This is a genomic window from Actinomycetota bacterium, assembly GCA_023488435.1.
Taxonomy (GTDB): Bacteria; Actinomycetota; Coriobacteriia; order Anaerosomatales; family UBA912; genus UBA912.
The window spans coordinates 17,815-31,845 of record JAMDCK010000040.1; the positions used below are offsets into that span (position 1 = coordinate 17,815).

A 14,031-nucleotide genomic window follows, 5' to 3' on the forward strand; every position below is an offset into this window, starting at 1 on the left:
GTCAAGTGGAATCGATGAGAGGAATTCAGCACAGGTGAAGACGGGAACGAAGGACTACTACGAGTGTCTGGGTGTGTCGCGCGATGCGTGCGAAACCGAAATAAAGAAGGCTTTCCGCCGCAAAGCACGCGAAACGCATCCCGATGTGTGCACTGAACCAGACGCTGAGGAGCGCTTCAAGGAGGTCAATGAGGCTTACGACGTCCTTTCGGACCCACAGAAGAAGGCGATGTACGACCAGTATGGGACTGTCGACCCGCGGATGGCGGGCGGTCCGGATCTAGGAGACATCTTCGGCGGGTTCGGAATGGAGGACCTCTTCAGCGCATTCTTCGGAGGTGCGGCCGGGTCGAGACGCAGCAGGACCGAAGGCCGGGACATCGCTGTGACTCTCGACATCACCTTGGAGGAGGCGGCCGCTGGGGCGGTCAAACAGGTCGTTTTGAACCGCATGGTCGAGTGCGATGAGTGCTCCGCCTCGGGAAGTGCTGACGGCAGCGGGGTGCAGAGTTGCGCCGACTGCAATGGAACCGGTCAGAGGCAGAGCTATCGTCAGACGTTCCTGGGCACGATGACTACGTCGACCCCGTGTGCCACCTGCGCTGGCAGCGGTGACGTGATCGCGAATGCCTGCGAGGAGTGCGCCGGGCAGGGCCGGGTCCCCGACCGCGACCACGTGGATATCGACATACCGGCCGGTATCGACGAAGGCATGCAGATAAGGATGCGTGGTCGAGGCGAAGCCGGCATCCGTGGAGCCGCCTCCGGCGACCTGCTCGTCAACGTGCGGATCGCGCCTCACGAGTTCTTGCATCGTCAGGGAGACGACCTGCACTGCAGGGTCTCGCTGTCGATATCCCAGGCGGCCCTTGGCTCGGACTTGCCGGTCAAGGGCATCGACTCCGAGGTGGAGGTCGCGATAGCCGCAGGCGCCCAGCACGGGGACAACATCCGGGTTCGCGGCAAAGGTATGCCTCGACTGCGTGGCTCCGGCCGAGGAGACCTCATCGTGCACATTGCCGTTGAGGTTCCCCGCAAGTTGAGCAAGCGCCAGAAGGAGCTGCTCGCAGAGCTGGGCGAGACACTCGGCGATCCTGACCGGCGGTCCACGCTCCAAAAGCTCCACAAGTGGATCACCGGCTGACGATGGGCGTACTGCGTCTGTTCGTGGAGGTGGAGTCCTCGGCTCGCGCTACTGGCGATCGAGTAGAGGCCCCGCTCGACCCGGCTAGCGCCCATCACGCACACCGTGTCCGGCGCCTTTCGGCCGGTGCGGTGGTCGAAGTCGTCGAGCCGAGCGGTCGGGTGCTCACGGTGACACTCGAATCGGCACCTTCGGCGGTCCTTTCCGGTACGGTGACTTCGATCGCCGAGCCGCGACAAGGTCCCCGGATCGCACTCTTCCAAGGGATGCCCAAGGGCGACAAGCTCGATCTTGTCGTCGCCAAGGCGACCGAGATCGGAGTTGACACGGTCGTGCCGGTGATCTTCGAGCGGTCGGTCGTTGATCTGTCCGCTCCCAAACGCGCTGCTCGCGGGGAGCGACTGCGAAGAGTGGCCCTGGCCGCCGCCAAGCAATCCAGACGCGATTCGGTACCGACTGTGATCGATCCCGTCGATCTCGCCGAAGCCATCCCCATGCTCGCGGAGTATGACACCGTCCTGCTGGCGCTCGAAGACGGCCTCGTCACCAGAGTCGACGCTGCGCTGTCAGGAGACGCCGGCTGCGACTCGGTGGCAATCGTAGTCGGCCCCGAGGGCGGATTTGCCGACCGGGAGCTCGAGCGACTTCTCGCTACAGGGGCAACTCCCGTGACACTGGGACCCAACATACTGCGTACCGAGACCGCCGGAATCGTTGCTTCGGCGATCATCGCATACCACCTTTACGGCCTGCGACCCGGCGATGAGACTTCGGCAGAGATCGAGATCGTTGGTGAGTGACACGAACCGACACTTCGGCGGGGTGTTCATCAAGACGCTGGGCTGCAAGGTCAATCAAGCTGAGTCCCGCACTCTCTCGGAGGCCCTGCTAGAGGCGGGCGCCATGCTCACACCTGAAGCCGCCGCGGAGATCATCGTCATCGACACCTGCACCGTCACTGCCGAGGCTGACCGGAAAGTCCGCAAGTACATAAGACGCGCGGTCGAGTCCGCGAACTGCCGAAAAGTGCTCGTTACCGGTTGCTTGGCGCGCATGGATGCTGCTCAGGCCGTGGCCTTCGGATCAAAGGTAGAGGTACTTGCCGACAAGGACGCGGTGCGCGATCGCATCTTGGATTTGCTCCCTGCAAGCCGAGCCGGTTCTCCTTCGATCTCTTCCTCAAGCCGAGTCCGCGTGCCGATCAAGGTCCAAGACGGTTGCGATGCGGGATGTGCCTACTGCATCGTTCCACTCGCTAGGGGCAGCGCCAGATCCGTTCCGCTTGCGCGGGTCATGAGTGCCGCGACCCGAGCCGTTGCGGCCGGGACACCCGAGATCGTCGTCACCGGCATCAACATCGGCCGATATCGGGACGACCAAGTCGACCTGCCCGACCTGCTTGCCGCCATCGCAGGTACCGGTGTTGGCCGGGTGGCGCTGTCGAGCATCGAGCCGCTCGATATCACGCCGCGATTGCTGCAGGTCATGGCCAACACGCCCTCGATCTGCTCGCACCTGCACGTGCCCCTGCAGTCGGGTTGCACTCGCACACTGCAGGCGATGGGGCGGAGGTACACCGCCGAGCAGTACCGCGAGCGGATCGATGCGGCCCGCGCGGCGATTGACGGCCTTTCGGTGACCACCGACCTGATGTGCGGCTTTCCGGGTGAGACCGACGATGACTGGGAGCAATCGATCGCGTTTTGCGAGGAGATGGGTTTCTCGGGAATGCACGTTTTTCGCTACTCGCCGAGGAAGGACACACGAGCCGCAACATTGCCGGATCGGGTTGACCCTTCGCTAGCCGCCCGCCGCGCGCGCGGGGCGAGGGAACTTGATGCGCGGATGCGCTCGTCTTTCCTGGCGGCTAAGATCGGTCGGACTGAGCGGGTCTGTATTGAGAGACAACGTGAAGATGGGTGCTACGAGGGAACCACCCCTTGTCATTCGAAGGTGATTTTCAGCTCCCCGGCAGTGCTTACTCCGGGTGGGATTGTGGACATCTCGCTCACTGGCGTTATCGAAGACTCGCTGAGGGGAAAGATTGTCTGCAAGGGTTAGTTGTCCGCCCTGCGTGGTAGAATCGAAAAGGGCGACAAGCCTGACACCGAACACTTACACCGCAACGCTGGATCGTCTCCGCTGTTTGTTTGCGAGGAAGAAGTCGAATTGCCCAATACTGTAGAAGGTTCACCTGTGGCAGAGTCCACCCAGATATCGATAGTCATACCCCCAGAGATTCATATGGCCGACATTCTTGGCGAGGGCGATAAACTGCTCAAACTGATGGAGAAGAGCTTCGACTCAGACATCCTTGTTCGCGGCAACCATGTGAGCATAAAAGGTGCCGCCTCTGAGGGACAAGCAATCTCGACGCTACTCACCGAGATGATCGCCCTCGCCGAACGTGGCGAACGACTGGACACCGATGTAGTTGAGCGCATCATCCACATGACGCAAGCCGGTCGGTGCAGCCCATCGGCTGTTCTTTCGGACGTGATCTTGACCCACAAGGGTCGTCCGATACGCCCCAAGACCGCCGGTCAGAAGATCTACGTCGACGCGATCCGGTCGAACACTGTCACATTCGGCATCGGACCCGCCGGCACCGGCAAGACGTATCTTGCTATGGCAATGGCCGTCGATGCCCTGCGTCGCAGGGAGGTCGGGAGGATCATCCTGACCCGGCCGGCAGTCGAGGCAGGGGAGTCACTAGGGTTCTTGCCGGGCACGCTGTTCGAGAAGGTCGACCCCTATCTGCGTCCGCTATACGACGCACTGTTCGACATGATGGACTCCGAGAAGTTTCAGCAGCTCATGGATCGCGGGATAATCGAGGTAGCACCGCTGGCATTCATGCGCGGACGGACCCTGAACGACAGCTTCATCATCCTAGACGAGGCACAGAACACCAGCCCAGAACAGATGAAGATGGTGCTTACCCGCTTGGGCTTCGGCTCTAAGATGGTGATCACCGGCGACATAACCCAGGTCGATCTACCTAAAGGGGTTTCCGGATTGAGGCAGGTACGGAAAATCCTTGAAGGTGTGACCGATGTTGAGTTCGTCACCTTGGAAGCTGACGATGTGATCAGGCACAGGCTGGTTCAGAGAATCGTCACTGCATATCACGCCTATGAAGAGGCATTAGCAGGAAGCTCGGATGGCTAGCCTGGCTGAAAGACTCTACAGTGCGCTGTCGGAAGATGGTGTCATCTCGAACTCGAAGTGGTCTCGCACCGCTATCGGGGTCGCTGTGATCCTCCTAGCTTCGATTCCACTAGCCCTTCAGTTGGACCCGGCTGGAAGGGTCTCGCTTCTTGCCGGTGAACGATCGATCAATCGGATGCTCTCCGATATAGCCATCTTCGGCCTACTTGTTGTCGGCTCTGGCCTTGTGCTGCGTTGGCATGAGCCCAAAAACTACCGCTCCCCCAGGATACTGCTCTTGCTTGCGTTGCTAGTTCTCTCTACCGTTACAATCATGCAGGCCATTACTTTGTGGTTCCCCGAGATCGCTGTCTTCATCCTTCCAATCCCGGTCGCTGCGATGCTTGCCACACTCCTGGTATCTGCGCGCTCCGGTCTTTTGATGTGCGTTGCAAGCGTTTGTTTGGCAGCCCTGATCGGCATCGCCGAAGGTACAGCATTGGTCGGCATTCTTGTATGGAGCCTTTTTGGCGTCGGTGCCGCTTCGCTGATGACGCAGCGTCACGCACTGTTCAAGTCTGCAGGTATGTTGTCTGCCGCCGGACTCGGGGCGGCGCTTCTACAGGCGCTCTCCACAGGAGCGCCTCTCACAGCAGGAATCATCTCGGCCGGTCACGGCATAATCGGTGGAGTCCTGACGGTGGTGCTGGGTTATGGGTCGAGGCCGTTCCTTGAGAAGGCATTCGGTATCACCACGGATGTGAGCCTAATGGAAATGACGGACCCAGCCCATCCTCTCCTTCGTGAGCTTGCCTTGAAGGCGCCCGGCACTTACTCGCACTCGATGATGACGGGTAATCTTGCCGAGACGGCTGCCCAAAAGATCGGTGCGCGCCCTTTGCTGGCTCGGGCTGGAGCCTACTATCATGATGTCGGCAAGATCAAACGCCCCGACTTCTTCGTGGAGAACCAAACATCGGGATTGAATCCTCATGAGTCAAGATTGCCCTCTCTCTCGGCGCTGATCATTACTGCGCACGTCAGGGAAGGCGTCGAGTTGGCCCGTGCCCATCGTCTGCCTTATGAAGTCATCGACATCATCCAACAGCATCATGGGACCTCTCTTGTCACCTACTTCTACAACAAGGCCACCGAAGGAGACGCTCCCGTCCTCGAGGCTGACTTCCGCTACGATGGTCACCTCCCGCGATCCCGCGAGGCCGCACTCGTGATGCTGGCTGACTGCGCCGAAGCCGTCGCTAAGACTGTCAAGAAACCGACCTCGGCAAGGATCGAGGCAGCTGTTCGGCGGGTCATCGAGGTCAAGATGGCCGACGGTCAGCTTATCGACTCCCAGCTCACCTTGGCTGACATCGAGGCGGTCGTGCAGGTCTATTCGAAGATGTTGTCGTCCGCTTATCATTCAAGGAACGAATACTACGAGCCCAGAGCAGTGAGGTTAGAGCATGCAGATAAGAGTATCGAGCCATCGCGAACCTGAGCCGCTGGACCTTTCGGCCTTCGAGCGTCTCGCCAGCTTCGTCTTGGTCGAAGAGGAAGTCATCGACTCGGCCGAATTGTCGTTGGCTTTGATCGACGTCGACGAGATGTCCGCACTCAATGAGCGCTATCGTGGGATTGCGGCACCTACGGATGTACTCGCCTTCGGGTGCGACGATCCATGTCCGGTCGCTGGCGACGAGCCCGTCACTCTTGGAGACGTGCTCATCGCACCGCAGGTAGCCGAAGTGAACGCGCGCGAACTTGGTCATACGATCGAACATGAACTCAACGTACTTACGATCCACGGCATCTTGCACCTTCTCGGCTATGATCACGAGGATGACGCTGCGGCACAGGTCATGCAAAGCCGCGAAAGTGAGCTGTTGTCGTCCTACTCCAGACTTCAGGACTGGTAGATACCCAGGTGAGAAGCGGTTCTCTTCTATGGAGTTTCAACTACGCGATCGCAGGCATCGTGTACTCCTTGCGGACTCAGCGCAACATGCGGCTTCACGCCGCCGCCGCCGGATTGGTGTTCGCTGCGGCACTCATTCTCGACGTCGCTCGCTGGGAGCTCGTTGCGCTTCTCTTCGCTGTGACCCTTGTGGTCACGACGGAGCTACTCAACACAGCTATCGAAGCCGCAGTGGACGTGGCGACGGAAGGCTTCGATCCGATGGCGAAGGTTTCGAAGGACATCGCAGCGGGTGCGGTTCTGGTCACGAGCCTTAATGCTCTGGCCATCGCTTACCTTGTCTTCTTCGATCGCGTGTCCATGCTCCTCGACGCAAACGTGCATCTTGTCAGACAATCTCCCGTGCACGTTACGCTCATCGCATTGACGGCAACGGGCCTCCTGGTCATCGTTATCAAAGCCCTTCGGAAGGAAGGAAGCTTCCTTCGCGGCGGTTGGCCGAGTGGACACACTGCCCTTGCTACTGCAGCCGCCACATCGATCGGCTACATGACACTGTCGGGAAGCATCACACTTATCGCCTTCTTCCTCGTAGCGCTCGTTGCACAGAGCCGCATCGAAGCCGGATACCACTCGATAGCACAGACCGCCCTCGGTGCCGCGCTCGCATTTCTCGTCACAACGTTGTTGTTTCAGGTATTCTGGCTTTAGAAAAGGGGAGGTAGTTTCCGGTAGTGGAATCGATGATTGCATCAGGTTTGGCACTCGTACTCAGCTTGGTGGCCGCACTTCTGGCCGCCGAAGAAGCCGCTAGCTCACTGCTTTCGAGCAGCAGGATCGCTCGACTAGCCGAATCCGATCGTCCGGGAGCCTCGGCACTACTCGATCTGACCGCCTCGCCGCACAAGTTGCGCGCCACGGCAGCGCTATTCTCTGGCGCCGCCTACGTGGGCGTGGCGGCCGCGGTCGCCCTGTGGGTCACACGTGCTCAGGGACTCCCGTTGACCCTCGCTTTGCTGGTTGGCGGTGTCTTCTCGGCGGCTTTCGTGTTCTCCATCGCCCAAACGCTTCCCAGGACGATCGCGGTCCAGAACCCCGAAGGTGTGGCGCTCAGGTTCGCCGGAATGTCATCCCGCGTTGTCCTCCTCGGCGGGCCGATAGTCGTGGCGCTGGAGTGGCCATGGAGTCGGCTCATCGCACTGGTGATCGGCGACAAGCTCTCCAAGCATGCTTGGCAGGCCGAGACCGACTCGCGCGTACTTGGCACCGACGAGCCGCAGTCCCAACTCGAAGTCGCCGAGGAGGCCCTTTTGGAGGCCGTGAGCGATTTCGCCGAGAAGGTGGTTCGCGAGGTCATGGTTCCTCGGACGGACATGACGTGTCTGCCGGATACAGCCACGGCGAGGCAGGCGGTCGAGGTCATCCAGAGTCACGGCATCTCGCGACTGCCCGTCTATCACGAGACCCTCGATGACATCCGAGGCGTTCTGTACGCGAAGGATCTTTTACCAGCGATCCTGCAAGACGCTGAGGTCAGCCCCCTCACACTGGTGCGCAAGCCTTACTTCGTGCCGGAGACCAAGCCGGTCCAACAACTGCTGGTGGAGATGCGTGATCGCACCCATATCGCCATAGTCGCCGACGAATACGGTGGCACCGCGGGGCTCGTCACCATCGAGGACTTGCTTGAGGAGATCGTAGGCGAGATCCAAGACGAATTCGATTCTGAGCAGCCGCTGGTCGAATCACTTCCCGATGGGCGGCACATCGTCGATGGTCGCTTGCCCGTAGACGACCTCAACGAGATGCTCGGCACCGCGATCGAGTCCGACTCCGACACCGTTGGAGGTGTGGTGATCGAAGCTGCTGGCAGGATACCGGAGATCGGCGATGAGGTGCTTATCGAGGGACTTACGTTCCGTGTCGCCGAACTGCAGGGTGCGCGAATCCGACAACTCGTCGTAGAACCCGCAAAGAAATCAGACCTGGAGGGATGAACCATGCGAAATCCGACATCACCCGACCTCACGCTCCTCGCATTCGCCCGTGAAGTCCAACCCAAGGCGTGGGTGCCGTATTCGGACTTCCGAGTGGGGGCCGCAGTCTTCGCCAACGGAGAGGTCTTCCAGGGCGTGGCGGTCGAGAATGCGGCTTTCGGCTCATCGCTATGCGCCGAGAGGGCGGCGTTGTCGGCGGCCATCACTGCCGGGTGTCAGGAGATCGACGCTCTTGCGGTTGTGGGCGATTCAGAGTCGCCGACGGTGCCATGCGGTGCTTGCCGTCAGGCGTTGGCGGAGTTCAACCCTGAGATGCGCATAATCATGGGCGGTCGGAGCGACGAGGTCATCGTCATGTCTCTGGAAGAGCTACTCCCTGAGCCCTTCGTACGCGGATACCTCGACCAGGACGATCGATAGTGCCCAATCCTAAAACCCCTGACGCCTTCAAGAGCGGTTTCGTCGTTTTGGTCGGGCGCCCCAACACTGGGAAGTCGACACTGCTGAACGCACTTGTCGGCAAGAAGGTCTCAATCGTATCGGATCGCCCGCAGACGACCCGCACTCGCCTGCGGGCAATAATAGACAGGCCCGATGCCCAGGTGGTCATAGTCGACACCCCTGGCATCCACAAACCCATGGACGCACTGGGCGGTGAGCTCAACAAGACGGCCCTGCGCGCAGTCTCCGACGCCGATGTCGTGTGCTTCGTCGTCGATGGCTCCCAGCCTGTAGGCAGGGGAGACGAGTGGATAGCACGGCATATCGCCGCATCCACTGAACCTCACCGCATCCTGCTGGTCACCAAGGCAGACCTCGTCGATCAGGCCACAGTTGAGAGGCAGATCGCCTCGGCACGTAAATTCCTCTCTTTCGATGAGGTTCTGGTTGTCTCGGCAGTGGAGGGCTTCAATCTGGAGGCTTTCCTCGAGGTCGTCATCAGGGCGCTTCCCGAAGGCCCCAGGTACTTCCCGCCGGATATGGAGTCGGATCAGTCCATCGAGACCACGATCGCCGAGTTCATCCGAGAGAAGATCATCCGCGCGACCTTCGACGAGGTCCCGCATGCGATCGGTGTCGTTGTCGAGGAATACTTGCCTGCGACAGAGCGATCCGTGGCCAAGATCGCGGCCATCATCTACGTCGAACGCGACTCGCAGAAGGGGATCTTGATCGGCAAAGGCGGCGAGACCATCAAGAAGATGGGCATCGATGCCCGGCTCGATCTCGAACGTCTGCTCGCCGAGAAGGTCTACCTGGACCTGAGAGTCAAAGTGAAACCGAACTGGCGACGGGATCCCATCCAGATCCGTCGGCTTGGGTACGGCGACGGAGGCGACTGATGATTGCCCCGCTTACGCTGGCCGCGATGATCGATCAAACGTGGCTGAAGCCCGCTGCGCCGGTGACAGATGCGCTCCGGTGGATTGAAGAGAGCGCAAGTGTTGGGTTTGCAGCCCTGTGCGTGCCGCCGTTCCTGACGGAGCGGACCGAACAGCGACTTGCCGGGTCGCCGACTCGCACCTGCACGGTGTGCGGCTTTCCCTTCGGCTTCGAAGACACTGCCGACAAGGCAGCACAAGCCCGGCATCTCGTGGGGCTCGGAGCCCAAGAGGTCGATGTGGTGATGAATATCGCCGCGATGATCGACGGCGACCACGATTACGTCCGCAAGGACCTGGCGGCCGTGGCGACCGCCGTCGTCGAGGCCTCGGACTCGACCGCGACCCTGAAGGTCATCCTCGAGACCGGCTATCTGGGCTCCGAGCAGATAGCCCGCGCAAGCGAGATCGCGGTCCTCGCCGGAGCGCACTTCGTCAAGACGTCGACCGGATTCGGTCCCCGGGGGGCCAGCGTCGCCGACATCGAGACGATCAGGGTGGCCATCGGCCCCGAGATCGGCATCAAAGCCTCCGGAGGCATCCGCGACCTCGATGCGGCCCTTGAGCTGATCGAGGCAGGCGCGACTCGGATCGGCACATCGGCCGGTATCGAGATCATCAGCTCTGCTCAGGCCCGCTGGAGCTAGGGGTTTCAATGCCGAGGTACCCGCTCAGAGCGCTAGTTCTGCGCAAGACCAAACTCGGGGAGACCGACGCCATCGTGGCCCTGCTTTCCTCGGAAGGCAAGAACGTCCGCGCGGTGGGCAAGGGGATGCGCAAGCCCGGATCGAAGGTCGGCGGGCGCTTGGAGCCGTTTTGCCTGGTCGACATGTTGCTCTACTCGGGGCGGTCGCTCGACACGATCGTCGAAGCCGAGACGGTCGAGGTTCATCGCGGGATACGCAGCGATTACGACCGGAGCACGGCTGCGGCGGTCGTGGTTGATGTGCTCGACAAGCTGTCGGTTGAGGGCCTCGGCGAACCGAGGCTCTACGGATTGGGGCTCGCAAGCCTCGCCGCCATCGAGCACGCACCTGCCGAGAGACTCGAGGCACTACTCGTTGGCTTCCTTGTCAAGGCGATGGCGATGCATGGGCATCGACCCGTGCTCGGTTCATGCGCCGGATGCGCGTGCGATACCCTCCACGCCGCAGATCAGCGGTTCTCGCTCGCCGAGGGGGGGATGCTCTGCCGGGCGTGCAAGCCCCGGTTCCACGACACCGCCGCCATCTCGCTCGAGGCGCGATTGCTTCTCGACCGCCTTTTCGGCATGACGATGCAGCAGATCGCAAGTGACACGGCCGAGCTCGATCCTCGGCATGTCGCCGAATCGTTCAAGCTCATGCAGGCATTCGTGAAGTATCATGTCCCTGCGCGCATCAAGGCGCTGGACTACTATTCAAGACCCACGGACGCATTCTAGGAGTAGCGGTATATGCCACAAATGACCTTTCAAGAGATCATTCTCGCGCTGTCGGATTATTGGGCTAAGCGCGGCTGCGTTGTAGTGCAGCCGTACGACAGTGAAGTCGGTGCCGGAACCTTCCATCCAGCAACCACGCTCAGAACGCTCGACCCCAAGGATTGGCGTGTCGCCTACGTCCAGCCCTCTAGGCGTCCGGCCGACGGCAGATACGGCGAGAACCCCAACCGTTTGCAGCACTACTATCAGTATCAGGTCATCCTGATGCCTTCCCCCGACGACGTACTGGATCAGTACTTCGATTCCCTGCGCGCGATCGGGATCGAACCGGCCATGCACGACGTCAGGCTCGTCGAGGATGATTGGGAGAGTCCTACGCTTGGTGCTTGGGGTCTGGGGTGGGAGGTCTGGCTCAACGGCATGGAGGTCACACAGTTCACCTATTTCCAGCAGGTAGGTGGGTTCGACTGCCGCCCAGTGCCGGCGGAAATCACCTACGGACTGGAACGCCTGGCGATGTACATCCAGGGCGTGGACAGCGTCTACGACATCACGTGGTGCATCAGCCCCGACGGGACTCCCGTCACTTACGGGGATGTTTTCCTCGAGAACGAGCGACAGTACTCCAAGCACAACTTCGAGCTCGCCGACACCGACATGCTCTATCGCCTCTTCGACATGTATGAGGCGGAGTGCAAAAGACTCGTGGAGGCGAAGGTCCCGCTTCCCGCATACGACTACGTACTCAAGTGCTCGCACGCGTTCAACTTGCTCGATGCAAGGGGAGCGATCGCAGTCACTGAGCGCGTGGCTTTCATCGCGCGCGTTCGCAACCTCGCCAAAGCCTGCTGTGCCCTCTATGTAGAGCAGGTTCGCGGAGCCGAAGAGCCGCCCGAACCTAAGCAACTCGATGGGGAGGAGGGCGGTCGGCCATGAACCACACCCTACTCCTTGAGATCGGCGTTGAGGAAGTCCCCGCCAAACCGCTCGCAGACGCCGTCCTCCAACTCAAGCAGACCGCCGAAGAGTCCCTCTCGGCGCATAGACTCGCGTACGGCTCCGTAGAGACCTTCGGGGCCCCCCGCAGGCTCACGCTCATCGTCCGCGACCTGGCCGCAAGCCAAGAAGACCACGTGCTCGAAGTCCGAGGACCGGCCGCCAAAGCCGCCTGGGACGAATCGGGCGCGCCCACGAAGGCCGCGATTGGATTCGCAGCCTCAAAGAAGATCGACGTGTCCACCCTCGTTCGCCGAAGCGAGGCCGGAGGCGAGTACGCTTGGGCATCGATCGAAGAGATCGGCCGACCCGCCACCGAGGTCCTGCCAGAGCTGCTGACATCGCTCATCGGCGGCCTGAGCTGGCCCAAGGCCCAGCGCTGGGGCCGAGGTGAGACCCGCTTCATCCGCCCGGTGCGGTGGATCGTCGCCCTTCTCGGCGATCAGGTGATTCCTTTGGAGTTCGGCGGCGTGTCCTCTGGGCGCACTACACAGGGACATCGCTTCCTCGCACCGCAGCGCGAGATCGACATCCCCTCTGCCGATGACTACCCCCGCGTGGCAGAGACGGGCATGTTCGTTTTCGACGCCGAGGAACGCGCCCGGCTCATCGCCGATGGGATCGCGCCTTTCGAGACCGCCGAAGGGCTGCGAACCGTCATCCCCGAGAAGACACTCGCCGAAGTCATCAACCTGGTCGAGTGGCCGACCGTCGCGGTAGGAACCTTCGACACCGAGTTCCTGGTAGTGCCCCGCGAAGTCATCCAGACAGCGATGACCAAGCACCAGCGCTACTTCCCGGTCGAAGACTCGGCCGGCAACCTCGTCAACAGGTTCGTCATCGTCCACAACGGGGATGCGGCCAGGCAGCAGGAGATCGTCGCTGGCCACGAGCGTGTCATCCGTGCCCGCCTTGCCGATGCCGCCTTCTTCTACCGCGAAGACATGGCCGCCTCACTCGACACGTGGGCCGACAAACTGCGAGCCACGGTCTTCCACGAACACCTCGGCACGTCCGGTGCGAAAGTCGCCCGCATCGAAGCCCTGGTCGACAAACTCGCCGCACTGCACCAATCCACTGCCGAGGAGACCTCGACAGCCCTTGTGGCTGCCAAGTACTCCAAGGTCGACCTTGTGAGTCAGGTCGTGATCGAGTTCCCTGAGCTGCAGGGACACATGGGTTACCACTACGTTGCCGCCCGCGGGTTGGGCGAACCCGTCGCGCTTGCGGTCCGGGAGCACTACCGCCCGAGATTCGCTGGCGACGTTGTGCCATCGACCCTGCCAGGGATGCTCGTTTCGGCTGCCGACAAGCTTGACACGATCGTCGGCATCTTCGCCATCGACCAGGCGCCAACCGGATCCGCCGATCCTTATGCGCTCAGGCGCTCGGCGATCGGTGTGCTCTCCATGCTGCTCGAAGGCGGCTTGCGGTTCAACCTGGCCGCTGCGATCGCGGTAGCTATCGACTGCTATAGCGAGATGTTCCCGGATATCTCGGAAGGTCCGACCTCCCAAAGCGTCCTGGACTTCTTCGAAGTCCGCCTGGGCAACATCTTGCGTGACCGCGGACACGCACATGACACTGTTGCAGCCGTCTTGGCCCGCACTGCCGCTGAACCCCTTGATGCCGCTGCGCGCTGTGAGGCGCTCACCCAGGCTCGCGCTCTCCATCCGCAGGTCTTCGGCGACCTCTCGACCGCGTACACACGCGCACTCAACCTCTCTGCGCCCCAGTTGGGCCTTTCGCCCGACGTCAGCCTGATGGGCCCTGCAGAAATACGCCTCGCAGAGGCTCTGACCGACGCCGAGACCGCTGTCGATCGCACCTTCGCCTCCAGGGATTATCCAGCTCTCCTCGATACACTTGCCTCTCTGAGACAGCCCATCGATGAGTTCTTCGATGCTGTCATGGTCATGGACGAGGATGAAACTCTCAGGAACAATCGCCTAAGACTGCTAAACCGATTCGTCGCCCTGTTCGCGCGCTTCGCCGACTTCTCCAAATTGAGCGGATGACCT

Annotated in this window: 14 protein-coding genes; all 14 read left to right on the forward strand. The window is 61.2% G+C overall.

Annotated elements, in window-relative coordinates:
• The first annotated feature begins 34 nt into the window (after nucleotides 1-34).
• The 14 genes from dnaJ to glyS all read left to right on the forward strand — a co-directional run bounded on the left by dnaJ (nucleotide 35) and on the right by glyS (nucleotide 14,028).
• Nucleotides 35-1,144 (forward strand): molecular chaperone DnaJ, encoded by a 1,110-nt coding sequence (dnaJ, locus tag M1617_06165; protein ID MCL5887857.1) that lies wholly within the window; start codon nucleotides 35-37, stop codon nucleotides 1,142-1,144.
• Nucleotides 1,145-1,146: 2 nt separating this feature from the next.
• Nucleotides 1,147-1,944 carry a 16S rRNA (uracil(1498)-N(3))-methyltransferase gene (locus M1617_06170; GenBank protein MCL5887858.1) on the forward strand — a complete coding sequence of 266 codons (798 nt, stop codon included), beginning with the start codon at nucleotides 1,147-1,149 and terminating at the stop codon, nucleotides 1,942-1,944.
• Entirely contained in the window at nucleotides 1,937-3,205 is a 1,269-nt protein-coding gene (locus M1617_06175; protein MCL5887859.1) for a MiaB/RimO family radical SAM methylthiotransferase, read from the forward strand. The genes M1617_06170 and M1617_06175 overlap by 8 nt, the downstream gene beginning before the upstream one ends.
• Before the next feature lie 135 nt (nucleotides 3,206-3,340).
• On the forward strand, nucleotides 3,341-4,315 hold the full coding sequence (locus M1617_06180) for a PhoH family protein (protein MCL5887860.1): 975 nt from the start codon (nucleotides 3,341-3,343) through the stop codon (nucleotides 4,313-4,315).
• A complete protein-coding gene (locus M1617_06185) occupies nucleotides 4,308-5,795 on the forward strand; it encodes an HDIG domain-containing protein (GenBank protein MCL5887861.1) in 1,488 nt (495 codons plus the stop codon). Before M1617_06180 ends, M1617_06185 begins: the two co-directional genes overlap by 8 nt.
• On the forward strand, nucleotides 5,761-6,213 hold the full coding sequence (gene ybeY, locus M1617_06190) for an rRNA maturation RNase YbeY (protein ID MCL5887862.1): 453 nt from the start codon (nucleotides 5,761-5,763) through the stop codon (nucleotides 6,211-6,213). The genes M1617_06185 and ybeY overlap by 35 nt, the downstream gene beginning before the upstream one ends.
• 8 nt (nucleotides 6,214-6,221) lie before the next feature.
• A complete protein-coding gene (locus tag M1617_06195) occupies nucleotides 6,222-6,923 on the forward strand; it encodes a diacylglycerol kinase (protein MCL5887863.1) in 702 nt (233 codons plus the stop codon).
• Between the two features lie 32 nt (nucleotides 6,924-6,955).
• Nucleotides 6,956-8,209: a hemolysin family protein gene (locus M1617_06200; GenBank protein MCL5887864.1), complete on the forward strand. Its 1,254-nt coding sequence runs from the start codon at nucleotides 6,956-6,958 to the stop codon at nucleotides 8,207-8,209.
• A 3-nt stretch (nucleotides 8,210-8,212) separates the two neighbouring features.
• Complete coding sequence (gene cdd, locus M1617_06205; GenBank protein MCL5887865.1) at nucleotides 8,213-8,629, forward strand: cytidine deaminase; 417 nt, start codon at nucleotides 8,213-8,215, stop codon at nucleotides 8,627-8,629.
• The gene (era, locus tag M1617_06210; protein MCL5887866.1) at nucleotides 8,629-9,552 is read left to right on the forward strand and encodes a GTPase Era; all 924 of its coding nucleotides are present in this window, start codon (nucleotides 8,629-8,631) and stop codon (nucleotides 9,550-9,552) included. The genes cdd and era overlap by 1 nt, the downstream gene beginning before the upstream one ends.
• On the forward strand, nucleotides 9,552-10,238 hold the full coding sequence (gene deoC, locus M1617_06215; protein ID MCL5887867.1) for a deoxyribose-phosphate aldolase: 687 nt from the start codon (nucleotides 9,552-9,554) through the stop codon (nucleotides 10,236-10,238). The genes era and deoC overlap by 1 nt, the downstream gene beginning before the upstream one ends.
• 8 nt (nucleotides 10,239-10,246) lie before the next feature.
• Nucleotides 10,247-11,014: a DNA repair protein RecO gene (recO, locus tag M1617_06220; GenBank protein MCL5887868.1), complete on the forward strand. Its 768-nt coding sequence runs from the start codon at nucleotides 10,247-10,249 to the stop codon at nucleotides 11,012-11,014.
• A gap of 21 nt (nucleotides 11,015-11,035) precedes the next feature.
• Nucleotides 11,036-11,950 carry a glycine--tRNA ligase subunit alpha gene (locus M1617_06225; GenBank protein MCL5887869.1) on the forward strand — a complete coding sequence of 305 codons (915 nt, stop codon included), beginning with the start codon at nucleotides 11,036-11,038 and terminating at the stop codon, nucleotides 11,948-11,950.
• The gene (gene glyS / locus M1617_06230) at nucleotides 11,947-14,028 is read left to right on the forward strand and encodes a glycine--tRNA ligase subunit beta (GenBank protein ID MCL5887870.1); all 2,082 of its coding nucleotides are present in this window, start codon (nucleotides 11,947-11,949) and stop codon (nucleotides 14,026-14,028) included. The genes M1617_06225 and glyS overlap by 4 nt, the downstream gene beginning before the upstream one ends.
• Nucleotides 14,029-14,031 lie beyond the last annotated feature (3 nt).